The organism is Xanthomonas sp. JAI131 (assembly GCF_013410075.1).
Lineage (GTDB): Bacteria > Pseudomonadota > Gammaproteobacteria > Xanthomonadales > Xanthomonadaceae > Xanthomonas_A > Xanthomonas_A bonasiae.
In genome coordinates this window covers 260687-285655 of record NZ_JACCCN010000006.1, presented here as the reverse complement: position 1 = coordinate 285655, position 24969 = coordinate 260687, and the positions used below count along the sequence as shown (strand labels likewise).

The 24969-nt window shown below is 69.2% G+C and carries 22 protein-coding genes; 15 read left to right on the top strand and 7 right to left on the bottom strand.

Going from position 1 to position 24969, the window contains the following annotated elements; all coding sequences use genetic code 11:
* Positions 1-84: 84 nt before the first annotated feature.
* The 3 genes from HDC36_RS22715 to HDC36_RS22705 all read left to right on the top strand — a co-directional run bounded on the left by HDC36_RS22715 (position 85) and on the right by HDC36_RS22705 (position 2988).
* Positions 85-1248: a Fic family protein gene (locus HDC36_RS22715; RefSeq protein WP_179571119.1), complete on the top strand. Its 1164-nt coding sequence runs from the start codon at positions 85-87 to the stop codon at positions 1246-1248.
* A gap of 148 nt (positions 1249-1396) precedes the next feature.
* Entirely contained in the window at positions 1397-2302 is a 906-nt protein-coding gene (locus HDC36_RS22710; RefSeq protein WP_179571118.1) for an alpha/beta fold hydrolase, read from the top strand.
* A gap of 194 nt (positions 2303-2496) precedes the next feature.
* Entirely contained in the window at positions 2497-2988 is a 492-nt protein-coding gene (locus tag HDC36_RS22705; protein WP_343204371.1) for a hypothetical protein, read from the top strand.
* 140 nt (positions 2989-3128) lie between these two features.
* On the opposite strand, the gene HDC36_RS22700 is transcribed toward HDC36_RS22705, so the two are convergent.
* Together HDC36_RS22700 and HDC36_RS22695 are read right to left on the bottom strand one after the other, a co-directional pair.
* Positions 3129-3503: a YkgJ family cysteine cluster protein gene (locus HDC36_RS22700; protein ID WP_179571116.1), complete on the bottom strand. Its 375-nt coding sequence runs from the start codon at positions 3501-3503 to the stop codon at positions 3129-3131.
* 108 nt (positions 3504-3611) lie between these two features.
* Positions 3612-4508 (bottom strand): LysR family transcriptional regulator, encoded by an 897-nt coding sequence (locus HDC36_RS22695; protein WP_179571115.1) that lies wholly within the window; start codon positions 4506-4508, stop codon positions 3612-3614.
* A gap of 100 nt (positions 4509-4608) precedes the next feature.
* Between HDC36_RS22695 and HDC36_RS22690 the strand changes: the two genes are divergently transcribed.
* The 3 genes from HDC36_RS22690 to HDC36_RS22680 all read left to right on the top strand — a co-directional run bounded on the left by HDC36_RS22690 (position 4609) and on the right by HDC36_RS22680 (position 8944).
* Positions 4609-5208, top strand: a complete 600-nt coding sequence (locus HDC36_RS22690) for a short chain dehydrogenase (protein ID WP_179571114.1) — start codon at positions 4609-4611, stop codon at positions 5206-5208.
* Between the two features lie 492 nt (positions 5209-5700).
* Positions 5701-7353, top strand: coding sequence for an olefin beta-lactone synthetase (gene oleC / locus HDC36_RS22685; RefSeq protein ID WP_179571113.1), 1653 nt, complete (start codon positions 5701-5703; stop codon positions 7351-7353).
* A 10-nt stretch (positions 7354-7363) separates the two neighbouring features.
* Entirely contained in the window at positions 7364-8944 is a 1581-nt protein-coding gene (locus HDC36_RS22680) for a winged helix-turn-helix domain-containing protein (protein WP_179571112.1), read from the top strand.
* Here the strand turns inward: HDC36_RS22680 and HDC36_RS22675 are convergent.
* Positions 8928-10061, bottom strand: coding sequence for a serine hydrolase (locus HDC36_RS22675; RefSeq protein ID WP_179571111.1), 1134 nt, complete (start codon positions 10059-10061; stop codon positions 8928-8930). The two genes, HDC36_RS22680 and HDC36_RS22675, sit on opposite strands and share 17 nt — an antisense overlap.
* Positions 10062-10258: 197 nt before the next feature.
* Between HDC36_RS22675 and oleD the strand changes: the two genes are divergently transcribed.
* Both oleD and HDC36_RS22665 read left to right on the top strand, forming a co-directional pair.
* Positions 10259-11269 (top strand): 2-alkyl-3-oxoalkanoate reductase, encoded by a 1011-nt coding sequence (oleD, locus tag HDC36_RS22670; protein WP_179571110.1) that lies wholly within the window; start codon positions 10259-10261, stop codon positions 11267-11269.
* 62 nt (positions 11270-11331) lie between these two features.
* Positions 11332-11490, top strand: a complete 159-nt coding sequence (locus HDC36_RS22665) for a DUF1328 domain-containing protein (RefSeq protein WP_003468167.1) — start codon at positions 11332-11334, stop codon at positions 11488-11490.
* A 114-nt stretch (positions 11491-11604) separates the two neighbouring features.
* On the opposite strand, the gene ddlA is transcribed toward HDC36_RS22665, so the two are convergent.
* Positions 11605-12720, bottom strand: a complete 1116-nt coding sequence (gene ddlA, locus HDC36_RS22660; RefSeq protein WP_179571109.1) for a D-alanine--D-alanine ligase — start codon at positions 12718-12720, stop codon at positions 11605-11607.
* Positions 12721-12891: 171 nt separating this feature from the next.
* Between ddlA and HDC36_RS22655 the strand changes: the two genes are divergently transcribed.
* The 4 genes from HDC36_RS22655 to HDC36_RS22640 all read left to right on the top strand — a co-directional run bounded on the left by HDC36_RS22655 (position 12892) and on the right by HDC36_RS22640 (position 17635).
* A complete protein-coding gene (locus HDC36_RS22655) occupies positions 12892-14850 on the top strand; it encodes a S9 family peptidase (RefSeq protein ID WP_179571108.1) in 1959 nt (652 codons plus the stop codon).
* A gap of 66 nt (positions 14851-14916) precedes the next feature.
* Complete coding sequence (locus HDC36_RS22650) at positions 14917-15558, top strand: SCP2 sterol-binding domain-containing protein (protein WP_179571107.1); 642 nt, start codon at positions 14917-14919, stop codon at positions 15556-15558.
* Positions 15555-17213 (top strand): ubiquinone biosynthesis regulatory protein kinase UbiB, encoded by a 1659-nt coding sequence (ubiB, locus tag HDC36_RS22645; protein WP_179571106.1) that lies wholly within the window; start codon positions 15555-15557, stop codon positions 17211-17213. Before HDC36_RS22650 ends, ubiB begins: the two co-directional genes overlap by 4 nt.
* Before the next feature lie 71 nt (positions 17214-17284).
* A complete protein-coding gene (locus HDC36_RS22640) occupies positions 17285-17635 on the top strand; it encodes a DUF3147 family protein (RefSeq protein ID WP_179571105.1) in 351 nt (116 codons plus the stop codon).
* A 193-nt stretch (positions 17636-17828) separates the two neighbouring features.
* On the opposite strand, the gene HDC36_RS22635 is transcribed toward HDC36_RS22640, so the two are convergent.
* Positions 17829-18290 (bottom strand): thioredoxin family protein, encoded by a 462-nt coding sequence (locus HDC36_RS22635; protein ID WP_179571104.1) that lies wholly within the window; start codon positions 18288-18290, stop codon positions 17829-17831.
* Between the two features lie 67 nt (positions 18291-18357).
* On the opposite strand from HDC36_RS22635, the gene HDC36_RS22630 reads away from it, so the two are divergent.
* Positions 18358-19182, top strand: coding sequence for a pseudouridine synthase (locus HDC36_RS22630; protein WP_179571103.1), 825 nt, complete (start codon positions 18358-18360; stop codon positions 19180-19182).
* 278 nt (positions 19183-19460) lie between these two features.
* Here HDC36_RS22630 and HDC36_RS22625 read toward each other — a convergent pair whose 3' ends face one another.
* Complete coding sequence (locus HDC36_RS22625) at positions 19461-19994, bottom strand: DUF2059 domain-containing protein (protein WP_179571102.1); 534 nt, start codon at positions 19992-19994, stop codon at positions 19461-19463.
* Positions 19995-20437: 443 nt separating this feature from the next.
* Here HDC36_RS22625 and arfB point away from each other — a divergent pair, with 443 nt between their 5' ends.
* Entirely contained in the window at positions 20438-20869 is a 432-nt protein-coding gene (gene arfB / locus HDC36_RS22620; RefSeq protein WP_179571101.1) for an alternative ribosome rescue aminoacyl-tRNA hydrolase ArfB, read from the top strand.
* A 3-nt stretch (positions 20870-20872) separates the two neighbouring features.
* Entirely contained in the window at positions 20873-21475 is a 603-nt protein-coding gene (locus tag HDC36_RS22615; protein WP_179571100.1) for a lysophospholipid acyltransferase family protein, read from the top strand.
* Positions 21476-21833: 358 nt separating this feature from the next.
* Here the strand turns inward: HDC36_RS22615 and HDC36_RS22610 are convergent, their stop codons facing one another.
* On the bottom strand, positions 21834-24875 hold the full coding sequence (locus HDC36_RS22610) for a TonB-dependent receptor (RefSeq protein ID WP_255432876.1): 3042 nt from the start codon (positions 24873-24875) through the stop codon (positions 21834-21836).
* Between the last annotated feature and the right edge of the window lie 94 nt (positions 24876-24969).

The window sequence follows — 24969 nt, the reverse complement described above, 5'->3', positions numbered from 1 at the left end:
TACGGAGGCCTGGCGGACGCATAAGACGTGTTAAAAAAAATGGATTTTTAGTACACGTTATTGCATCATGTTCGTTCTCCGAACATGATTGACGCAGCCATGGAAGATGTGTCGACGTTCAAGGCCGAGTTCCCGTACAACGATCTCCCGTTGCTTCCGCCAACGGGAGATATCGAGACCCGCAGCCTGCTCAAGGCCTGCATCGGGGCTAGAACCGCGTTGGCCGAGTTGAAGCAGGCCACGGCGCTGCTGCCAAATCCCACGGTGTTGATCAACACGATTCCGATCCTCGAGGCTCAGGCCAGTTCGGAAATCGAGAACATCGTCACCACGACGGACGACCTGTTCCGCTACGCCGAAGATCAGGACAAGGCGCAGAAGCCTGCGACCAAGGAGGCGTTGCGCTACCGCAGCGCGCTCTACGAAGGCTTCCAGTCTTTGCAGCAGCGCCCCTTGTGCACTGATACCGCGGTCGTCGTCTGCAGCCGCATCAAGGCGGTGCAGATGCAGATCCGCCGCGTCCCCGGCACGGCTTTAGCCAACGACCAGACCCAGCAGGTCATCTATACCCCGCCGGTGGGGGAGACGCTGCTGCGCGACAAGCTGGCCAACTGGGAGCGTTTCATCCATGAGCACACCGACATCGATCCATTGATCCGCATGGCGGTCGCGCACTACCAGTTCGAAGCCATCCACCCCTTCACCGACGGCAACGGCCGTACCGGGCGCGTGCTGAACCTGCTGATGCTCATCGAACAGGGATTGCTCGACTTGCCGGTGCTGTATCTGTCGCGCTACATCATCCGCCACCGCAGCGACTATTACCGCCTGCTGCTGGACGTGACCCGGCATGGCCGCTGGGCCGAGTGGATCCAGTACATGCTCAGCGCCGTGGCCGAGACGGCTGCCTGGACCACGGCCAAGATCCAGGCGATCCGCGGGCTGGAGGCACAGGCGCGCGACTACATTCGCAGTCATGCGCCCAAGGCGTATAGCCGAGAGCTTGTGGAGGTGATTTTCAACCAGCCCTATTGCCGCATCCAAAACGCCGTGGAGGTGGTGGGCGTGACCCGGCAGACCGCTGCGCGTCAGTTGAAGGAGTTGGTGGAGATTGGCGTGTTGCAGGAGCAGCGCCTGGGCAAGGAAAAACTGTTTCTGCACCCTGCTTTTCTGCGCCTGCTTTCCAATGACGACCATCGTTTGCCTGCTTACCATGCGTCTGCGCGCGATGAGGAATCGATGGCGTGATTGGCAAGCACGGTGCGGTCCATCGAGACGGTGGCGCAGTCTTCATGGTGGCAAGTGAGCGCGGCGAGCGCGAATTCTTCTCCCTGCCGAAGTTGGGCGAATGCCTACAAAACGCGGGTTCCTTCGATCTGGATCGGATGCGATTTGCATGAACTACCCCGGCTACCCCTTCACCCCGCAGCGTTTCCAGGTCCGTCCGGGGCTGGCGATGTCCTACCTCGACGAAGGCCCGCGCGATGGCGAGGTGGTGCTGATGCTGCACGGCAATCCGTCGTGGAGCTATCTGTGGCGGCATCTGGTGACCGGCCTGTCGGACCGCTATCGCTGCATCGTGCCCGACCATATCGGCATGGGCCTGTCGGACAAGCCGGACGATGCGCCGGGCGCGCAGCCGGGCTACGACTACACCCTGCAATCGCGCGTGGACGATCTCGACGCGCTGCTGCGGCACCTGGGCATCGACGGTCCGGTAACGCTGGCGGTGCACGACTGGGGCGGCATGATCGGCTTCGGCTGGGCGCTGTCGCACCATGCGCAGGTCAAGCGGCTGGTGATCACCAACACCGCCGCGTTCCCGTTGCCGGCGGCCAAGCCGATGCCGTGGCAGATCGCGATGGGCCGGCATTGGCGCCCGGGCGAGTGGTTCATCCGCACCTTCAACGCGTTCTCCTCCGGCGCGTCGTGGCTGGGCGTGTCGCGGCGTATGCCCGCCGCCGTGCGCCGCGCCTACGTGGCGCCGTACGACAGTTGGGCCAACCGCATTTCCACGATCCGCTTCATGCAGGACATCCCGCTGTCGCCGGCCGACAAGGCCTGGTCGTTGCTGGAACGCTCGGCGCAGGCGTTGCCGTCGTTCGCCGACCGCCCGGCGTTCATCGCCTGGGGCCTGCGCGACATCTGCTTCGACCATCACTTCCTGGCCGGTTTCCGCCAGGCGCTGCCGCAGGCCGAGGTCATGGCGTTCGAGGACGCCAACCACTACGTGCTCGAAGACAAGCACGAGGTACTGGTGCCCGCGATCCGCACGTTCCTGGACAGGCATCCGCTGGGCTGACGCGCCGTCGCCGGCGCGCATCGGTCCGGCGGCGGGCGCGCATCTCGCTGAGGCGCGTCGTTGGCCATGGCGCGCGTCGCAGCGGGAGACGTCGCCGGCTTGTTCGCGAAAACTGCAAACGACTGCCGCTCTGTAATAAACAGGTCTCTGTACAGTGCAGGCGATGCACGCAAGCGGACCGGAGTAAAGACGAAGTGAGAGCGATCGCAATGTCGATGTTGTTGATGTCGATGAGCGCCACCGGCGCGCACGCGGAAGGCCTGACCACCTCCCCCGACGGCAAGCACCTGGCGGTCGGTTTCGGCCAGCCCACCTACAAACAGGTGCTGCACTACCGGAAAATGTACGACAAGAAGCCGTTTCCCGATGCCGAGCTCTATTACTACAGCAACGGCATGTACAAGCTCATCTCGCAAGGCGAGAACCACTACGGCGTCTATGTGCTGCAAGGCAGTTTCGACGACGAGAGCTATACCGTCCGCTTCATTTCCCTGCCTTCCGAGGACTGGGGCAACAAGACCGCCTTCCACCAGTTGACCTTCGTCCGCGGCGAGGACAAGAACATCTTCATCCAGAACGCGATCGTCGACACCGGCGAAGCCATCGCCCAGCAGAACGGCACCTCCTACACCATGGAAAAGAACACCGTGACCAATCCGGTGCCGACCAAGTGGAAGAACCGCTGAAGCGCGTTCATGCTCGGCCGTGGCGCTGGCGGGCGGATGTCGCCGGCGCCATCGGCATCCTGCACCGATGAGAGGACGGTCGTCGGACGGGTTGCGATGCGCATGGGCGGCCTTGCGCTGAGCGCAGCGGCATCGCGCAATCAGGCGTCCGGAAGATTACGCTCGGTCACGCCATCCCAATCGTCCTCGGTCAGCAACGGCAGCCCGTGCGCCAGCCGCGACTTGTCGCACTGCGCGCTGCGTTCGCCGAACTCCAGCGAGGCGGGCACCGCGGCGCATACCGACGGGCGCCGGTCGTGGATCGTGCAGCGGCTGTAGCGGCCGATCTGCGCGTCCAGCGCCACGCAGCGCGGCTGCGCCTGCGAGGTGCCGCGCATCACCCGTTCGTGGGTGCGCAACGGTTCGGTGAGTGCGAACGGGACCCTGCCGCCTAGGTCGGGATCGGCTTCGCTCCAGTGGAAACTGACGCGGAAGTAGGCGCAGCACGCGCCGCAGGTGAGGCAGGGGTGTGCCATGGCAGCCGGGCCTTGCGCGGCAAACAGCGGTGGGGGGCGCGGCATTCTGACCGAACCGGCGCGCGCTGCAAGCGGCGCGGCATTCAGGCGGCGGCGTTTCGTGCGCGATCAGGCCAGTCGCGGCGCCGCATGCTGCTGCAGGAAGGTCAGAAAACTGGCGAGCTTGGGCAGCGGTCGACGGTCCTGCCGGTACAGCGCGTGGACCGGGCGGCTGGACGGCAGATAGGCTTCGAGCAGGCCGACCAGGCGCCCGGCGGCAAGATCCTCGGCCACCAGCACCTGCGGCTGCAACAGCAGTCCCGCGCCGTGCAGGGCGGCCTGGCGCAAGGCGGCGCTGCTGTTGCAGCGCAGGGCGGTCTCGGCCGGCCAGCCCGCGGTCGCGCCGGACGCCTCCAGCTGCCAGGCCGAACGCGGGTTCCAGGCCGCGTGACCGAGGCAGCGGTGCGCGGCCAGGTCGGCGGGCGTGGTCGGCACGCCGTGGCGCGCCAGATAGGCCGGCGCGGCGCAGATCGCCATGCGGTAGTGGCCCAGCGGGCGCGCCACCAGGTTCAGGGCGGGATCCAGCGCGCCGACCCGGATCGCCAGGTCGATGCCGTCTTCGATCAGGTCGACCACGCTGTTGCTCAGGTCCAGTTCGATGCGCACCTGCGGGAACTGCGCCTGGTACTCGGCCACCGCCGCGGCGATCACGCATTCGCCCAGCGTGGTGGCGGCGCTGATCCGCAGCAGCCCGCTCGGCGCGGCGGCCAGGCGCTCGACCGAGCTTTCGGCCCAGCGCAGCTGTTCGAGCACGCGCTTGCCCTCTTCGTAGAAACGGCGACCGGCGTCGGTCAGGCCCTGGCGGCGGGTGCTGCGTTCCAGCAGCCGCGCGCCCAGATGGGTCTCGAGCTGCCGGACCAGCTTGCCGACCATCACCGCGCTGATGTCCAGCCGCCGCGCGGCGGCGCTGAAGCTGCCGGCCTCCACGGCGGCGACGAAGCCCTCGATGCTGCGCAGCTTGTCCACGATTGCGAACCCTGGGTTTGCAGTGTCGGAAATTCTGCGCCATTTTTCGCCGCCCGGTACACGGCCAGACTGCCCGCCTCACACCAGCAGGAGCAGTGGCATGAAGGCAGTCGTCATCGGCGGAACCGGCACCCTGGGCCGGGCCGTGGTGCAGGAACTGGGGCGCGACCACGAGGTGATCGCGGTCGGCCACACGCGCGGCGCGTACCCCGTGGACATCACCGACGACGCCAGCGTGCAGGCGCTGTTCGCCGCGCTGGGGCCGGTGGATGCGATCGTCTCGACCAGCGGCGAACTGCACTTCGGCGAGCTCGCCACGCTGCAGCCGGCGCAGTTCGCGCTGGGGCTGCAGCACAAGCTGCTGGGCCAGGTGCGGCTGGCGCTGTTCGGCCAGCACCATCTCAACGAAGGCGGTTCGATCACGCTGACCGGCGGCATCGTCGCCGACGAGCCGATACGCGGCGGCAGCAATGCCACCACGGTCAACACCGCGCTGGAGGGCTTCGTGCGCGCGGCCGCCTGCGAGTTGCGCGGCGGCCGCCGCATCAATGTGGTCAGCCCGACCGTGCTGAGCGAATCGGCCGAACAGTACGGGGCGTTCTTTCCTGGATTCGAGAGCGTCAGCGCCGCGCGCGCGGCGCTGGCCTACCGGCGCAGCGTGGCCGGGATCCAGAGCGGGCGCACGTTCCGGGTCGCCTAGGGCGCGCCATCAATCCCCGAGCAGCTCGCGCCACTCCCGCGCATGCGTGTTCACGTCAGCACTGGCGCGGCAGCTTGCACGCGCAAGAGCCGCCCTACGGATTGGGCCTGTCAGGCCGCCAGCCGGCACCGCGCGGCTTGAGCTGACCGCCAGTCAGGCGCTGCGCCACGCAGCGCCGGCTGGCGACCTGACAGACCCAGCGCGACCTGCTCGGGAATTGATGACATGCCCTAGGGCAACAGGCCGCGCCGATCCTGCGCACGAACGGGACAAGCAAGAGAGCGGACGTGGACGCGTGTGCAGTCCCGAACCATGACGCGCCCCGCGTACGCGCAAGCGGCCCAGCGGCCTGCGCCACGCGGCTTGAGCCGACCGCCAGTCAGTCGCTGCGCCACGCAGCACCAACTGGCGACCTGACGATCCAACGTGACCTACTCGGCACTGCATGACATGCCTTGGCGGCATGGCGACGCCATCGGCGATAATCGGCCGATGACCACGACCCCCATCTGCAACATCGCCGCGACGCTGCCGCCGTTGGCCCGCGAGCGCCCCGACCAGATCGCCATCCGCTGCCCGGGCGGCCGCGGCGCCAACGGCCTGGCCGCCTACGACGTGACCCTGAGCTATGCGCAGCTGGATGCGCGCAGCGACGCGATCGCCGCCGGGCTGGGCGGCTACGGCATCGGCCGCGGCACCCGCACCGTGGTGATGGTGCGGCCGTCGCCGGAGTTCTTCCTGCTGATGTTCGCGCTGTTCAAGGCCGGTGCGGTACCGGTGCTGGTGGATCCGGGCATCGACAAGCGCGCGCTCAAGCAATGCCTGGACGAGGCGCAGCCGGAGGCGTTCATCGGCATTCCGCTGGCGCAGCTGGCGCGGCGCTTACTGGGCTGGGCGCGCTCGGCGCGGCGCATCGTCACCGTGGGCCGGCGCTGGGCCTGGGGCGGTACCACGCTGGCGCAGATCGAGCGTGCCGGCAGCGGCGCCGGCAGCCAGCTGGCCGACACCGCGGCCGACGACGTGGCCGCGATCCTGTTCACCAGCGGCTCCACCGGCGTGCCCAAGGGCGTGGTCTACCGGCATCGCCATTTCGTCGGCCAGATCGAACTGATGCGCAACGCGTTCGACATGCAGGCCGGCGGCATCGACCTGCCGACCTTCCCGCCGTTCGCCCTGTTCGATCCGGCGCTGGGGCTGACCTCGGTGATCCCGGACATGGACCCGACGCGGCCGGCCAGCGCCGATCCGCGCAAGCTGCACGATGCGATCGACCGCTTCGGGGTGACCCAGTTGTTCGGTTCGCCGGCGCTGATGCGGGTGCTGGCCGACTACGGGCGGCCATTGCCGAACGTGCGCTGCGCCACTTCTGCCGGCGCGCCGGTGCCGCCGGAGATCGTGGCCAAGATCTGCAGCCTGCTGCCGGAGGACGGCAAGCTGTGGACGCCGTACGGCGCCACTGAGTGCCTGCCGGTGGCGGCGATCGAAGGCCGCGAACTGCAGGACACGCGCGCGGCCACCGAAACCGGCGCCGGCACCTGCGTCGGCGCGGTGGTGGCGCCGAACGTGGTGCGCATCATCGCCATCGACGATGCGGCGATCCCCGAGTGGCCGGGCGTGCGCGAGCTGCCGGTGGGCACGGTCGGCGAGATCACCGTGGCCGGGCCGACCACCACCGACACCTATTTCAACCGCGATGCGGCCACGCGCATCGCCAAGATCCGCGAGCGCCTGGACGACGGCAGCGAGCGCATCGTGCACCGCATGGGCGACATCGGCTACTTCGACGCGCAGGGCCGGCTGTGGTTCTGCGGGCGCAAGACCCAGCGCGTGGAGACTGCGCAGGGGCCGCTGTACACCGAGCAGGTCGAACCGATCTTCAACACCTTGCCGTGGCTGCGCCGCAGCGCGCTGGTCGGGATCGGCGCGGCGGGCGCGCAGCGTCCGGTGCTGTGCTACGAACTGCAGGCGGGCGTGGCGCCGCCGGCGCAGCCGGACGCCGTGCTGCGCGCGCTGGCGCAGACGCATGCGCACACCGCCGGCATCGCCGATTTCCTGCGTCATCCGGGCTTCCCGGTGGATATCCGCCACAACGCCAAGATCGGCCGCGAGAAGCTGGCGCTGTGGGCCAAGGACCGAGTGCGCTGAGGCCGCCGCAATGGGCGAGCGCTACCGGCTGGACGACCTGCGCATCGACGTGGCGCGGCAGCGGGTCGAACGCGACGGCGTGGCGCTGGAACTGGGCGGGCTGAGTTTCCGCCTGCTGCATTACCTGCTGCAGCAGGGCCAGCGGGTGGTCGGCTTCGACGAACTGATCGCGCAGGTGTGGGCGCCGGCGCTGGTCAACGAGGAGACCGTGACCCAGCGCGTGCGCCTGCTGCGGCAGGCGCTGGGCGATGCCTCGCGGCAGCCGCGCTACCTGCGTTCGGTGCGTGGCCAGGGCTACCAGCTGTGCGCACCGGTGCGCAGCGACGAAGACGACGGCGACAGAGACGACGCACCGGCACCGCGACGACCGCGTTGGCGTGGCATTGCGATCGTGGCAGTCGTGGCGCTCGGTGCCGGGACGCTGGCGGCGCTGGCGTGGTCATGGTCTGCGCCGCCGCAGGAAGCGGCGGCGTCACCGCTGCTGCAACGCGCCGAGTACTACGCCGGCATCGGCCAGCGCGACGACAACGAACGCGCGATCGCGCTGTACCGGCAGCGTCTGCAGCAAGTCCCCGACGAGCCGCGTGCGTTGCTCGGGCTCAGTCGTGCCTACAGCGCGCGCGTGTGCCAGTACGGCGGCGATGCGCAGTACGTCGCGCTCGCGCGGCGCCTGGCAGCGCAGGTGATCGCGGCGCAGCCGCAGCTGGCCGCCGCGCATGCCGCACTCGGCTACGCGCACGATTGCAGCGGCGAGTACGCGGCGGCGCTGGCCGCCTACGAGCGCGCGCTGCAGCTGGATCCGGGCGCCGATGCAGTGCGCGGCTCGGCTGCGTATCTGTACGAGCGCAAGGGGCAACTGGCGCAGGCGTTGGCCGCCAACCTGCAGGTGCGCGATCCGGCGCGGGTGCGGTTCCTGCCGATCCAGATCGCCAGCAACCTCAACCTGCTCGGCTACGTCAGCGCCGCCGAGGCGCGCTATCGCGACAGCTTCCAGCTTTATCCGGACAGCGCATTTTCCAACGTGGCCTGGCCGAGTTTCCTGTTCGCGCATGGCCGCACCGCCGAAGCGCAGGCGGCATTGGACGAGGCGCTGGGGCGCGGCACCGACTACGCCGGGCTGTATCTGCTGCAGGCGGAACTGGCGTTGGTGCAGGGGGATGCGGCGCGTGCGCGCCAGGCCAGTCTGCATGCGCTGCGGCTGCGCCCGCAGGGCAGCCTGGCGCAGACGCTGGCATGGACGCTGGATGCGCAGCCGCGGCCTGCCGCGCCGGCGCTGCGCGCGCGGGCGCAAGACCTGTTGCGCAGCCTCGCGGGTGGCGCCGACCCACTCGATGGGCTGGATGCGGCGCTGCTGCTGCAACTGGCCGGCGACCCGGACGCGGCGCTGGATGCGTTGCGCCGTGCACAGGCCGCCGGTTATCGCGATGCGGCCTACCTGCGGGTGTCGCCGCTGCTGGCGCCGCTGCGCGCGCAGGCCGGCTTCGCCACGTTGCTGGCGCGCAACCAGGCCGACATCGCCGCCCAGCGCGTGCAGGTGCGCCGCGCCGGCCTGCTGCCGCAGGAAACCGGCGCGGCTACGGCAGCGCCTTGAGCACGTAGTCGGCGAGCAGCGCCTGCGACTGCGGGTGCATCTTCGGCGTGTTGTAGGCGCCGCGGGTGATCACCACCACCAGGCGTTCCTCGGGCAGCACGAACACGTAATTGCCGCCGTTGCCGGACATCGCCCACACCCCGCGCTCCACGCCGCGCACCGGGAAGCGGAAACGCCACAGCAGATAGCCGTAGTCGGCGTCCTCGCGCGCCTGCGCGTGCACCGTGGTCATCGCCCGCACCCAGTCCGCCGGCAGCACCTGCTGGCCGTGCCAGCGGCCCTGGTCGAGCAGCAACTGGCCGAACTTGGCCAGGTCGCGGCTGCGGTAGCGGGTGCCGCCGCCGCCCATGCCCACGCCCTCGGCGGAGCGGCCCCAGTGGACGTCGGTGATGCCCAGTGGCCGTTCCAGCGCCTGCGCGGCGAAGTCTTCCAGGTGCCGGCCGGTGGCTTTCTCCACCAGCGCGCCGAGCAGGAAGCTGCCGGCGGTGCAGTAGGCGAAGGCGCGGCCGTGCGGGCTGTTCTCGGGGCGGCGCATCCATGGCGCGTAGCCCTTGATCGGCAGGTCCAGCGCGAACTGGGTCCAGTCGGCACTGACATACATGCGTTCCTCGTTGCCGCTGGAGAACGCGTTCTCGTCGTCGCACTCCAGCTGCGAACTCATCGTCAGCAGGTCCTCGACGGTGATCGCGCGCTTGCGCGGATCCGGCTGCTGCCAATGGCGGTCGCCGAAGGCGTCGTAGACCTTGGCCTGCGCGCCGGCCAGGCGGCCGCGGTCGATCGCCGCGCCCACCAGCATCGCGGTGACGCTCTTGGTCGCCGAGCGGGTGTCTTGCAGGGTCTGCCGATCGGCATCGCCGAAGTAGCGTTCGTAGACCAGTGCGCCGTCGCGCACGATCAGCACGCTGCTGGTGTCGGGCGCCTTGCCGTCGGCGATGGCCTGCTCCAGTGCCGCGAGCGTGGCCATGTTCCAGCCGGTGGCCCTGGCGTCGGCGACCTTCCAGCCGTCTCCGAGCGCCGGCGGCGCGGTGGCGGTGGTGATGGTGGTGGCGGGCGCGGCATGGACGACAGGCGCGGCGAGGGCGAACAAGGTGCACAGCAGGAACGGGACGCGCGACATGGTGGAACTCCGGAAGGAAGCGGTCCGCGCACTGCGCCAGCACCGTGGATGAAGTGCCTGATGCCACGGTGAAGAATTATGAAGTTCCGAAATATCAATGGTTTGGCGTGCGCAGCGGCGTCGCCCGCCGCCGCGCGGATCGCCTTCCCCGGCGACCCCGGCTATCGTGTGCGCCCTGGTGCGAACGGTGCGGCGCGATGAAGATAGTGGTGACGGGCGGTGGTGGATTCCTGGGACAGGCGCTGTGTCGCGGGCTGGTCGCGCGCGGGCACGAGGTGATCAGCTACAACCGCGGCCACTATCCGGAACTGCAGGCGCTGGGCGTGGCCCAGGTGCGCGGCGACCTGACCGATGCGCAGGCGCTGCACCATGCCGTACAAGGGGCCGAGGCGGTGTTCCACAATGCGGCCAAGGCCGGTGCCTGGGGCAGCTACGACAGCTACTACCAGCCCAACGTGGTCGGCACCGAGAACGTGCTGGCCGCCTGTCGCGCGCATGGCGTGGGCCGCCTGATCTACACCTCCACGCCGAGCGTGACCCATCGCGCCACGCATCCGGTCGAAGGGCTGGGCGCGGACCAGGTGCCGTACGGCGAGAACTTCCAGGCGCCGTACGCGGCGACCAAGGCCATCGCCGAGCGCGCGGTGCTCGCCGCCAACGACGCGCAGCTGGCGGTGGTGGCGCTGCGGCCGCGGCTGATCTGGGGGCCGGGCGACAATCAGATCCTGCCCAAGCTGGTCGAGCGCGCACAGGCCGGCCGCGTGCGCCTGGTCGGCGGCGGCGACAACCGGGTCGATTCCACCTTCATCGACAATGCCGCGCAGGCGCATTTCGACGCATTCGAGCATCTGCGCGTCGGTGCGGCCTGCGCCGGCAAGGCGTACTTCATTTCCAACGGCGAGCCGCTGCCGATGCGCGAGTTGCTGAACAAGCTGCTGGCTGCGGTCGGCGCGCCGCCGGTGACCAAGACCCTGTCGTTCAAGGCGGCGTATCGCATCGGCGCCGCCTGCGAAACGCTGTGGCCGCTGCTGCGCCTGCGCGGCGAGCCGCCGCTGACCCGCTTCCTGGCCGAGCAGCTGTGCACGCCGCATTGGTACAGCATGGAACCGGCGCGGCGCGATTTCGGCTATGTGCCGCAGGTTTCGATCGAGCAGGGCCTGCAGCGGCTGGCGTCGTCATGGCGCCGCGACACTTCCGTCACTTCCTGACGACCGGCGGTTTCCGAAGATACCTGCGCGCCGATTCGGCACGACAACTTCTGGACCTTGCCATGCTGCATTACGCCATCATCTTCTTCGTCATCGCCATCATTGCGGCCGTGCTCGGTTTCAGTGGCATCGCCGGCGCCGCGACCAACATCGCCTGGATCCTGTTCGTGGTGTTCCTGATCCTGGCCGTGATCTCGATGTTCCGTCGCGGCAAGGTGTAGTCGCCCGCGCTGCATCGCGAACGGCCCGCCGCACCGGAGACATCCGGTGCGGCGGGCCGTTCGTTTTTGTGCGCGCCGCTGGCGCCGGAGTCGCGCCATTGCATGGCCACCGCGCTATTCGCCGGATTCCGGCAAGGCCACCGCGCTCCGCAGCGCCGCATCCTGCGCATGGCGTTCCAAGGCCAGCTCGATCAAGCGCGTGATCAGCGCGCGGTAGCTCAGCCCGCTGGCCTGCCACAGCTTCGGATACATGCCGATGCGGGTGAAGCCGGGCAGGGTGTTGAGTTCGTTGATCACGATGCGGCCGTCGCCGGTCAGGAACACGTCCACCCGCGCCAGGCCGGCGCATTCCAGCACGGCGTAGGCGCGCAACGCGACGGCGCGGATGCGTTCCTGGGTGGCCTCGTCGATCGCCGCAGGCACCACCACCTCGGCCCCGGTCTCGCTGATGTATTTGGTCTCGTAGGAATAGAACGCGTCGTGCACCACCACCTCGCCGCAGACGCTGGCCTGTGGGGCGTCGTTGCCGAGCACCGCGCATTCGATTTCGCGCCCATCGATGGCCGCTTCCACCAACACTTTGTGGTCGTAGGCCAGGGCCAGCGCCAATGCCGCGTCGAAAGCAGTCGCGTCGTGCACCTTGCTCACGCCTACCGACGAGCCCTGGTTGGCCGGCTTGACGAACAACGGCAGCCCGAACTGCGCGGCCAGCGCGGCGAAATCGGCCTGCGTCGCATCGCGGCGGCGGATGCAGGCGAACGGCGCCACCTCCAGCCCGGCATCGCGCAGCAGGCGCTTGGCCACGTCTTTGTCCATCGCCAGCGCCGAGCCGAGCACGCCGGAGCCGACGAACGGCAGCCCGGCCATGCGCAACAGGCCTTGCAGCGAGCCGTCCTCGCCCAGCGTGCCGTGCACGATCGGGAACGCCACATCGATCTGCTCCAATGCCTGTGCCGGCTGCAGCGCGCGCAACGGCTGCGCGTCGTCGCCGGGGATCACCGCCACGCCGCGTCCGCTGCGCTGCAGCGCGATCCGTGCCGGATCGTTGGCATGCAGCAGGAAGCCGTCGCGCTCGTTGGCGTGCCAGCGGCCCTGCTTGTCGATGCCGATCAGGGTGGCGTCGAAACGCTGCGGATCCAGCGCATCGACGATGTTGCGCGCCGATTGCAGCGAGACCTCGTGCTCGGCCGACTTGCCGCCGAAGATGATGCCGACCCGGATCTTGCGCATGTCGCGGCTCCGTCATTGCCCGATGAAGGGGCGATAGCATGGGCCATCGCCGCGCGTCGCGGGAGAGGGTATCTGCGACGCACGCGCAGGGCTCCGCGGACTGTGGCGGGCATGGACGCCGTTCGCGGAGCTTGCCAACATAGGCCGCTCAGGGGACAGGGGATGCACTCGATGCGACGTTGGACGTTCGTGGCCGGCCTTGCGCTGGCCGGCATGGCATGCGCGCAGGCCGAGCCGCCGCCGCTGGATCTGACCCCGTATCTGAAGCGCGACCAGTTCGAGCGGGTCAAGATCTCGCCGACCGGCGCCTACTATGCCGTCACCCAGCCGATGGAGGACCGGACCGGGCTGGTGGTCGTTCGCCGCAGCGACAAGCAGCTCTCGGCCAGGATCATCGGCGGCGCCGACTCGGTGATCGACGATTTCTGGTGGGCCAACGACGAGCGCATCGTGGTGTCGATGGCCGAGCGTTTCGGCACGCGCGATGAACCCGTGGCGATCGGGCAGCTGCACGCCATCGATGCCGACGGCAAGAATCCCCGATTGCTGGCCAGCCCGTATGGGATGAACGACGCGGTCAACGCGGCCACGCTCAAGGTGGGCCTGGATCCGTCGGTGTACATGCTCGATACGCTGCCGCAGGATCCGCGCAACGTGCTGGTGTCGGTGGTGGAGCAGACCAGCGACCCGACGGTCCATATCGATAAACTGGACATCTACAATCACCGGCGTACGCCCGTGGCGACCGCGCCGGTCTCGCGAGCGGACTTCGTTGCCGACCACGCCGGACGCGTCCGTTTCGCCAACGGCGCCGATACCGGAAATTCCAGCAAGCTCTACTACCGCGACGACAGCGCCACGCCGTGGCGGCTGATCAACGACGAAGCCGCCAGTTTCCATCGCGCCTATCCGTTGGGATTCTCCGCCGACGACAAGCTCGCCTATCTGCAGGTGGAACAGGCCAGCGGCCCGGATGCGGTGGTGTCCTGGGATCCGGCGACCGACCGCTATTCGCCCTTGCTGCGCGACGAGCAGGTCGACCCGCACCGGGTATTGCGCGACCTGGACGGCAAGACGCCGATCGGCGTGTCGTTCATGAGCGACCGGATGCATAACCGTTTCTTCGACGACAACGCGCCGACCTCGCGCCTGTATCGATCGCTGGAAAAGGCGTTCAACGGCGATGCGGTGTTCATCACCTCGGCAACGGCCGATCGCCGGTTGCTGTTGCTCTACGTCTGGAGCGACCGCAACAATGGCGACTATTTCCTGTTCGACAGCACGGACAAATCGGCCAAGCGCGTGTTCAGCCGGCGCGAATGGTTCCGGCCCGACCAGGTCCCGCCCAGCCGCGAAGTCAGCTTCAAGGCCAGGGATGGCTTGCCGCTGCACGGCTATCTCACCCTGCCGCTGCATGCCGAGGCAGGCAAACCCTTGCCGATGGTGTTGCTGCCGCACGGTGGGCCGTTCGGCGTGTTCGACGCGTGGGATTTCGACGACGACACGCAACTGCTCGCTGCGGCGGGCTATGCGGTGCTGCGGGTCAATTACCGCGGTTCGGGCAACTATGGCCGTGCCTTCACCCAGGCGGGGGCGAAGGAATGGGGCGGCCGCATGCAGGACGACCTGACCGATGCCACGCGCTGGGCGGCCGCGCAGGGCATCGCCGATGCCGCGCGCATCTGCATCTATGGCGCCAGCTACGGCGCCTACGCGGCGTTGATGGGCGCGGCCAGGGAGCCGGGCTTGTACCGCTGCGCCGCCGGCTACGTCGGGGTATACGACCTGGAGACGATGTACCGCGACCAGGCCAGGCGAGCGCGCTGGGCAAAGAACTGGGCCGGCGACTGGCTTGGCGAACGCGGCACCCTGGCCGCGCGCTCGCCGGTCAATCTGGCCGATCGCATCCGCATCCCGGTGTTCCTGGCCGCGGGCGGCAAGGACGAGCGTGCGCCGATCCAGCACACCGAGCGCATGGAAAAGGCGCTGAAGAAAGCCGGCGCGCCGGTGGAGTCGCTGTACTTCCCCAACGAGGGCCATGGCTTCTACACCGAGCCGCACCGGCGCGCCTACTACACCCAGTTGCTGGCGTTCCTGAGCAAACATCTGGGCGGCGCGCAGGCGCAGTAGCGCGGCACGCTTCACAGTCTGCCGCTCGCACGGTGCGGCGACGTGTCTGCCGCTAGAATGCGCGGCATGCCTGGATCTCCCTTCGATGCCCTCAAGCCCCTGGCCGGCCGCGCGCTGGAAGCGGCGCTCAACCGCGCGCTGGCGCTGGACCCGGATACCCGCGAGGCGCTGCGCGGTCTCGACGGCCAGCGCGTGGCGCTGACCCTGGACGCGCCGGCGCTGGCGCTGCAGATCCGCGTGGACGGCACGCGCCTGCAGGTCGGCCCGGTGGATGCGGCGCAGGAGCCGGACCTGGCGGTGCGCAGCACCCTCGGCGGGCTGTTCGCGCAGCTGCCGTTCCTGGCGCAGGCGCGGCGCGGGGCCAGCCCCGGCGGGCGGGTGCGGGTGTCCGGCGACGCCGAGCTGGCGCGGCGCCTGCAGCAGTTGGCGGGGCGTTTCGACCCGGACTGGCAGCGCCCGTTCACCCAGGTGTTCGGCGACGTGCTCGGCGTGCAGTTCGCCAACGCGGCGCGCGCGGCGCTGCAGCAGGCCCAGCGCAGCGCGCAGGACCTGGCGCAGAGCGCGGCCGAATTCGTCACCGAGGAATCGCGCGACGTGGTCCCGCGCGCCGAGCTGGATGCGTTTTACGACGATGTGGATGCGGTGCGCGACGACGTCGAGCGCCTGGCCGCGCGCGTGGCGCGGCTGCAGCCGGGACGTGGCGCATGAAGGCGATGTTCCGCGCCAGCCGCATCGGCCGGGTGATCCTGCGCTACCGCCTGGACGACCTGCTCGACGGCACCCCGGCCGAGCGCTGGCTGCGCCTGGCCAAGCCGTTCGTGCCGCGCGCCAGCCCGGACATCGCCGCGCAGTCGCGCGGTGCGCGCTTGCGCCTGGCGCTGCAGGACCTGGGGCCGATCTTCGTCAAGTTCGGGCAGATCCTGTCCACCCGCCGCGACCTGATGCCGCCGGACGTGGCCGAGGAACTGACCCTGCTGCAGGACCGGGTGCGCCCGTTCGACGGCGAGGCGGCGCGGCGCATCGTCGAGCAGGCGCTGGGGCAGCCGATCGGCGTGGCCTTCGCCAGTTTCGACACCACGCCGCTGGCCTCGGCCTCGATCGCGCAGGTGCATGCGGCGACGCTGCACGACGGCCGCGAAGTGGTGGTCAAGGTGCTGCGCCCGGACATCGAGCGGCAGATCGACGCCGACATCGCGCTGCTGAAGTCCGCCGCCGCGCTGGTCGATCGCGCGCATCCGCGCGCCGACAAGATCCGCCCGCGCGAAGTGGTGGCCGAGATCGAGACCACCCTGGCCGCGGAACTGGACCTGCAGCGCGAAGGCGCCAACGCCAGCGTGCTGCGCCGCTTCTGGCTGCATTCGGACGACATGTACGTGCCGGAGGTGATCTGGAGCCACACCGCCGAGCGCGCGCTGACCCTGGAACGGGTGCGCGGCATTCCTTCCGACGACATCGCCTCGCTCGATGCCGCCGGCATCGACCGCAAGGCGCTGGCGGCCAAGGGCGTGCGCGTGTTCTACACGCAGGTGTTCCGCGACAACTTCTTCCATGCCGATGCGCACGCCGGCAACATCTGGGTGGACAGCGATCCGGCGCGACGGATCAACCCGCGCTTCATCGCGCTGGACTTCGGCATCATGGGCCAGCTGTCGCAGGAAGATCAGTACTACCTGGCCGAGAATTTCATGGCCATCTTCAACAAGGACTACCGGCGCATGGCCGAGCTGCACGTGGAGGCGGGCTGGATGCCGGCCAACGTGCGCATCGACGAACTGGAAGCGGCGGCGCGCTCGGTGTGCGAGCCGTACTTCACCCGGCCGCTGTCGCAGATCTCGCTGGCCGAGGTGCTGATCAAGCTGTTCCGCGTGGCCCAACGCTACCAGCTGACCCTGCAGCCGCAGCTGATCCTGCTGCAGAAGACCCTGCTCAACATCGAAGGCGTGGGCCGCCAGCTGGATCCGGAGCTGGACATCTGGGCGGTGGCGCGGCCGGTGCTCGAGCGCATCCTGATCGAGCGCTACAGCCCGCAACGCGCGGTGCAGGAGTTGCGCAAGCGGCTGCCGGAAATCATGACCCATGCGCCGGACATGCCGCGCCTGGTGCACAGCTGGCTGCGCCAGCAGGTGGAAGGCGGCCACGAGCTGTCGATGCGCTCGCGCGACCTGTCCGACCTCAATCTGATCCTGCTGCGCATGCAGCGCCGCGTGGTCACCGCGATCACCGGCGTGGGCCTGCTCACCGTCGCCGTGCTGCTGTACGCGCTCCACGCGGGCGGGCCGCAACTCGGCGGGGCCTCGCTATGGGCCTGGATCGCCGGCGGCATCGGCGTGGTCAGCCTGCTCTCGGCGTGGTGGCGGCGCTAGGCGCTTCGCCGCCGCAATCGAACGCCCCGCGCTGGCCGCGTCCTGCGTCTTTCACCTGTTGGGAGCTGCGCATGCCCTGGATCGTCGGCAAGTACCTGATCACCGCCGCGCTGGTGGTGGCGATTTCCGAAGTGGCGCGGCGCAGCGACCGGCTCGGCGGGCTGATCGCCGCCTTGCCGCTGGTGACCTTGCTGACGCTGATCTGGCTGCAGTTGGAGCGGCAGCCGCAGGCCAAGATCGCCAACCATGCCTGGTATACGTTCTGGTACGTACTGCCGACACTGCCGATGTTCCTGGCGTTTCCGCTGCTGTTGCCGCGGCTGGGCTTCTGGTGGACGTTGGCCGCGTGCGCGCTGCTGACCATCGCCTGCTTCGCTGCGTTGGCGCTGGGCGTGCGCCGCTTCGGGATCCAGCTGCTGTAGGGCCTGTCATCCACCCATCAGCAGGTCGCGCCACGCCTGCGCGTGCATGGGGCAGGAAACGGGAGGACGCGAGCCTATGCGATGACATGGCAGCGTTCGCGCGAACGCGGCACGACTTGCGCGGAAGCGACACGCCATGGCGCCGATGAGGCTGCCGGCCGCCACCGGCAGCCATCGCCGTGGACGCCGCGGCTCAATGTCCTGCCGGTACCGCGGCCACCTTGGCGAAGAAGTCGTAGATGCCCTGATCGCTCATCTTGCGCGCATTGGCCAACTCGCCGGCCTTGGTGGTGTACAGCGTCTTGCCGTCGGCCCCGACCACCACCGCGGCCGGGATGCCCTTCTGGATCGGGTCCCCGTAGGCCTGGCTCAGTTCGAGGTTGTGGTCGAAGTTGCCGACATCGATCTTGACCACTTCGAAATGCGCCTTCACCAGCGCGGCGTTCTTGGCCGTGTGCAGCGAGGCGTCGAGCGCGCGGCAGTCGCCGCACCAGTTGGCGCCGAAGATCAGCAGGGTCGGCTTGTGCGCCTTCTTGCCGGCGGCCAGCGCCTGCCGCACCTGCGCCTTGGCGTCGGCCGCGGCGTCGTAGGGCAGGTCCAGCGCATGCGCCAGCGGGACCACGGTCAGCAGCGACAACAACAGCCAGCGCTTCATCGGGACTCTCCGCAACATGGGGGAGGATCATCGTCGAGCGGTGGCGCGGCGGCGTCAACGGCCGGCCATGGGACGCTGCGTGACGCGCGCATTGTGGCCGGGGCCGCCGGGCGCGGATAATCCGGCGGTGAGCATTTCCCCCGATTCCCTGCAGATCCTCTATCTGGACCCGTTCCTGGCCGTGGTCGACAAGCCGGCCGGGCTGATGGTCCACGACAGCAAGCTGGCCCGCGGCGAGGACGACTTCCTCGCCGATCGCCTGCGCGCGCAACTGGGACGGCCGATCTTCCTGGTGCACCGGCTCGACCGTGCCACCAGCGGCTGCCTGCTGCTGGCCTTCGACCGCGACACCGCCAGCGCGCTGGGCAAGGCGCTGATGGGCGGGGAGGTGGACAAGGACTACCTGGCGATCTGCCGCGGCTGGCCGGCCGAGGAGCGCTTCGACGTCGACCACGACCTCGACGGCGGCCCCGGCAAGCCGCTGAAGAAGCCGGCGCAGACCCGCTTCCAGCGTCTGGCCTGCGGCGAATTGCAGGTGCCGTCCGGCGAGTTCGGCACCTCGCGCTACGCGCTGCTGCGCTGCAGCCCGCTAACCGGGCGTTTCCGCCAGATCCGTCGCCACCTCAAGCATCTGTCGCATCACCTGATTGGCGACACCAGCCATGGCGATGGCCGCCACAACCGGATCTTCCGCATGCAGGGCGTGCACCGCATGCTGCTGCATGCCGAGCGGCTGGCGTTTCCGCATCCGGACGGGCGCCGGATCGAGGTGAACGCGCCGCTGGATGCCGAGTTCGTGCGCGCGTTCGGGTTGTTCGGGTGGGCGGCGGCGCCGTGGTCGCGGGGCGAGGCGGAACGCTTGCTGGATACGCCGGGCGAAGCCGCTGGCTGACCGGTCAGCACGCCCTGTAGGAGCGGCTTCAGCCGCGACGGGCATTACCGGTAAAGCCCGTCGCGGCTGAAGCCGCTCCTACAGGTGTCATGGCTGCAAGAGGAGGTGTTTTGGCCGTGCTCGGGAGCGTTTGACTCAGGTCCTTGCCGAGACCGGAACGCTCGCTGCTTCGTTCGTCGCGGTTGATGGCCCGAGGCCACCCGGAACCGCTCCGACAGCCGCAGCGCAGTGCAGGCGTCGCGCGCGCGCAGGGGCGCGGCGCGGTTGCCGCGGCAGGACTACTTCTTCGCCGCCGGCGGCGTGTTGACGGTCTGCTCCAGGTCCTTCTGCAGGTCGACGAACAGCGGGGTGATCTTCTGCTGGATCGCGCCCATCAGGTTCTGCATCAGCTGCGGGGTCTTGTCGAGCATGCTCTGGCCGGCCGGACTCTCGTAGAACTCGGCCATCGCCAGCACGTCCTGCTTGGAGAACGACTGCTTGTAGAGGTTCACGTACAGCGGGCGCATTTCCTGCCACGACAGCGCCTTGCGCACGGTGGCCTGGGTGCGCTCCTGGATCTGCTGCACCTTCTGCTGCTGCGCCGCGTCGAGCGGGTGCTGCGCGGTCAGCTGCGCGAATTGCTGGCGCTGCATCGCCTCGATCTGCGGCAGCATGCTGTCGAGCATGTTCTGCGCGCGCGAGGCCGACAGCAGGCGGTTGACGTCGCCATCGCTGGGCGGCTCGGCCAGGGCGGGAGCCGCGGCCAGGGCCAGCAGCGCGGCCAGTAGCAGGCGCTGCGGCCAGCGACGGGAAAGGAGCGGGGTCGGATTCATCGAGCGTCCTGCAAGGCTATGACCGGCGGCCAGGATACGGGAATCGCCGCGGCCTCGCCGTCTGCGCGCTTGCCGCGATTCGGTCTCCCGCGGCTTCGCCGGACCCGGCGGGCGATGCGCGAGCGGGCCGGCTCGAAATAGCGCAACAGCCCGGCGCTGCCGTGCGGAACTGGTCGGCGCTGTCGAAATGGCGGCGCAAGGCGCGCAGCGTGGCCTGGTCGGTGTCGAGCGTGCGGTGGCGTGCTCATCCCGCGGGCCATGGGTCGGTGTCGGTGCCTTGTCGCCGATCTGCAGCCGGGGTCCAGGTCATGCGCCGTCGCTCGGGACCCAGCCCTGGGACGGCGGCAGGCGGCGCCGTAGTCGCCGACGCCGCTTGCGCCCGGCCGTTCAGGCCGCAGGCCGTCGAAAATCAAGCGGTCTGGCGGATGCCCTACAATTCGCGGATGGGTACCGGGGCCATCCACATCTCGAACAGCCTGGCGATTCCGGAAAGCGAAATCGTCGAGCGCTTCGTGCGCGCCAGCGGCGCCGGCGGGCAGAACGTCAACAAGGTCTCCACCGCGGTGGAGCTGCGTTTCGATCTGGCCGGCTCGCCGTCGCTGCCGGAGCCGCTGCGTGCGCGGCTGCTGGCGCGGCGCGACCGGCGCATCACCGCCGAGGGCGTGCTGGTGATCGATGCGCAGCGCTTCCGCACCCAGGACCGCAACCGCGACGATGCGCGCCAGCGCCTGGCCGAGTTCATCGCCGCCGGGCTGTCGGTGCCGAAACGGCGCATCGCCACCAAACCCTCGCATGGCGCCAAGCTGCGGCGCCTGGATGCCAAGCGCGAGCGCAGCCAGATCAAACGCGGCCGTTCGCCCGGCCGCTGGGAGTGACTTTTGAGCGAACGCGATTTTTCGTTGCCCCCCGCGACCCCGAACATGCCGATGGTCAAGCCCAGCCGCTTCGGCCGCTGGCTCGGCCGCACCGCGCTGCGCCTGACCGGCTGGCGGGTGGTGGGCGAGTTCCCGGACGTGCCGAAGCTGGTGATGATCGTCGCCCCGCATTCGTCCAACTGGGACGGTTTCCTCGGCTTCGCGGTCAAGTTCGCGGTCGGCTTCGAGGTGCGCGTGCTCGGCAAGACCCAGCTGTTCTGGTGGCCGCTGGGGCCGCTGCTGCGCAAGCTCGGCGGCATCCCGCTGGACCGCAAGTCGCCGCGCGGCGTGGTCGAGCAGGCGGTGGCGCTGATCCGGGAAGCGCCGCGCATGTGGTACGTGATCACGCCGGAAGGCACGCGCAAGCGGGTGGAGAAGTGGAAGGTCGGTTTCTGGAAGATCGCGCATGGCGCCGAGATCCCGATCTTCCCGGTGTACTTCGACTACCCCAGCCGCACCGTCGGTCTCGGCCCGCTGTTCCACACCAGCGCCGACATGCACGCCGACATCGCCGCGATCCGCACCTGGTACCGGCCGTGGCGCGGCAAGCATCGCGATACGTTGTGAGGCCGGGCGGCACCTCGATGCGAATGCGCTTCCTGTAGGAGCGGCTTCAGCCGCGACCGGGCGTTACCGGTAGCATCCTGTCGCGGCTGAAGCCGCTCCTACAGGGGCGCGTACCTGCAACCTCTCGCAAGGCCGCTGTTCCGCACCAGCGCCGACATGCGGGCCGACGTCGCAGCGCTGCTGCCGATAGCGTTGCGACATCCCGGCGTCTTGCGGCCGGCGCAGTGCTGTGGGAGCGACTTCGGTCGCGACGGGCTCTACTGGTAAGGCCCGTCGCGACTGAAGTCGCTCCCACAAGGTCGCCGCGACCTGCAAAGGGTCGAAAAACGCCCTGGCCGCGGTGCCGGCGGCGGCGCCGCTACAACGCGCTGCCGCCGAACTTGTGCGTGTACTGCAGGTACAGGCTGCGGCCCACGGTGTCGAACCAGGACACGTCGTAGTACGGATACGACGTGTAGGTGCGGTCGCGCGGCGGCATCTTGTCGAACAGGTTGGTCACCGCCAGCGACAGCTGCGCGTGGTCGCCGATGCGGTACTGCACCGAGGCGTTGTAGCGGTAGGTGGCGCCGATCCACGGGCTGTCGCCGCTGTCCGGGTCGTAGACCTGGTCGTAGGAGTCGGAACTGGGCAGGCGGCCCAGGCGCTCGCCGTGCAGCGTCGCCGACCACGCCTTGCGTTCCCACGACACGCTGGCGCTGGCCTTGCTGCGCGGGATGTCGTAGCCGCTGTTGACCGCGAATTCGTCCACCATCGCTTCGCCGGCGTAGACCTGGATGTCGTGGCGGCGCACCCAGGTGTAGCTGCCGCTGAAGCGGAAGGTGCCGATCCCGGTGTCCAGCCGGTAGTGGGTGCTGAGGTCGATGCCGCTGGTGCTTTCGCGGGCGATGTTGATCGGGTTGACGTAGACCCCGTACAGGTCGCCGTCGGCGCTGCGGGTGACCCGCGCCAGCGCCTGCTGGCAGGTGGTCGAGGCCGCATCCAGGTTGCCCAGTCGGCAGTCGGATTCGTCGCGCAGCACCTGGTCCACGCGCAGGTCCTGCACCTGGTTGCGCATGTCGATGTCGAAGTAGTCCACCGACACGTCCAGCTCCGGTCGCGGCGACCAGACGAAGCCGGCGGTCCACGAGGTGCTGGTTTCCGGGTCCAGTTTGCGGTTGCCGCTGCGGCCGCGGATGATCGCCTCGTCGTTGTAACTGCAGTCCTCGATCGCCACGCCGGGTTCTTCGCTGGCGCAGCGGTAATAGTCCACGCCGGAGGTTTCGTCGTTGCCGGCGCCGGCGTAGATGTAGTGCAGGTCCGGCGCGCGGAACGCGGTGCCGTAGGAGCTGCGCAGCAGCAGCGTGTCCAGCGGCCGCCATTCCAGCCCGCCGCTGTAGGTGAACTTGCCCAGGGTGCGGCCGGAGAAGCGGTACTGGTCGTAGCGTCCGGCCAGGCTCAGCGCCAGCGTCGACAGCACCGGCAGGCGCAGCTCGCTGGCCAGCGCCCAGCGGTTGCGGCTGCCGTGGCCGTCGGAGTCCTTCCAGCTGTAGTAGTAGTACTGGGTGGCCAGCGGATCCGGACGCAGGTCGTAGCCCTGGTTGCCGAACTCGGCGGTGGCCGACAGCCCGGCGTCGCCGCCGGGCAGCGCGAACAGGCTGGGATTGGTCACGGTGAAGGCGGCGGTGTCGGTGCGCGAGCGCGGTTGGTACACGCTGCGCTGGGCGATGCTGTCGTATTCGGTGCGGGTCAGCGGCGTGTACAGGCGCTGCGGGTCGGCATTGAAGATCGGCAGGCCGGAGTCTTCGTCCACGCCCAACTGCTCGCCGAGGAACAACGCGTTGGCACGCTCGGCGACGATCTGCGGCCAGCTGATCGTGGCCTGGTACTGCGAATGGCTGAGGCTGGCCTCGTAGTCCCAGTCGCTGGCCAGCTTGCCCTTGAAGCCGGTGGTCAGGCTGAAGGTCTTCTGCCGGGTGCGGATGGTGCCGGCGTTGAGCCCGCCCATTTCCTCGGGACTGAACTGGCGGCCCCAGGCCTCGATCTGGTCGGTGGCCTGGTTGTAGAAATAGCCTTCCTCGTTGCCGTCCGCGGCCATGTAGCCCCACTGGGTCACGTCGCGGAACAGCGACAGCTCGTGGTAGCCGAGTTGCAGGTCGGCGAACCACTCGGTGCCGCCGTCGAAGGCGTAGCTCAGCGAGGCGTAGGCGTTGATGCCGCGGCGCTTGTTGCCGATGGTGCCGTAGCCGATCGACGCGCTGCTGCCGCAGAACTCGCCGTAGCCCGGGCGCGAGGCGTAGCCGGTGCTGCCGCGGTTGAGGCCGGACACCGCCTCGCAGGTGGCCGCGCCGGGATCGAGATAGTTGTCGTCGTAGTCGGTGCGCAGGAAGGTGCGGCGCGGCACCTGCGAACGCACGGTGGGGCCGTCCAGGGTGCTGTCCTGGCGGCTGCGCTGGTAGGCCCACAGCGGATTCTGGGTCACCGCTTCGGCGCCGAACACCGCATCGAACGCGCCGCGCGAGAAGCCGCTGCTGATGCTCAGGTTGAAACTGTCGCCACCGCCGCCGCTGGTGTCGCCGAAGCGGTAGTCCAGGGTGGTGCCGTCGGCGTGCTTCTTGAGGATGAAGTTGACCACGCCGGAGATCGCGTCCGAGCCGTAGATCGCCGAGGCGCTGCCGGTCAGGATCTCGATGCGCTCGATCATGCCCAACGGGATGTTGGAGATGTCGGTGAAGTTGCTGCGGCCCTTGAACGGCATCGGGAAGTCGGCGATGCGGCGGCCGTTGACCAGCACCAGGGTGTGGTTGGGGCCGAGCCCGCGCAGGTCCACCTGCTGCGCGCCGGGCGAGAAGTCGGCGCCGCTGGCCGACTGCGGGCTCTGCGTCTCGCCGCCGTTCTGGGTCATCGCGCGCAGCACGTCCGGGACCGAGGTGAAGCCGTTGGCCTTGATCTGTTCGGCGCTGATCACGCTGATCGGCGCCGGCCCTTCCAACTGTGCGCGCGGAATGCGCGAGCCGGTGACCTGCAGCGTCTGCAGCTCGGCGACCGGTTCGGCGGGCGCGGCGGCGGGCAGCGTGGCGCGCACCGGTTGCGCGCGCGGCGCTGCCGGGGCCGGCTCCTGGCGCCGCACCAGCCAGGCGCCGGAGGCATCGCGCTGGGCGACGAAGCCGCTGCCGTGCAGCACGCGTTGCAGCGCCTGCGCGGTGTCCAGCTGGCCGTGCGCGCCGGCGCTGCGCGCGCCGTCGAGCTGGTCGGCGCGGTAGATCAGCTGCGCGCCGGATTGCCGCGCCAGTGCCTCCAGCGCCGCGCGCAGCGGGCCGGCGGGAATGTTCATCTGGCTGGCCGCGGCTTGGCCGTCGGCAGCGGCTTGCGCCTGCGCCGCGCAGGCGGTCGCACAGGCCATGCTCAGCAGCAGGACACGCATCGGATATCGCATCGAGTTTTCTCCCCTAAACCAGGCGCAGGGCCACGCCCCCGCTAGTCATGACGAACGAGTTACGCAAATCCCCCCGTCGCGC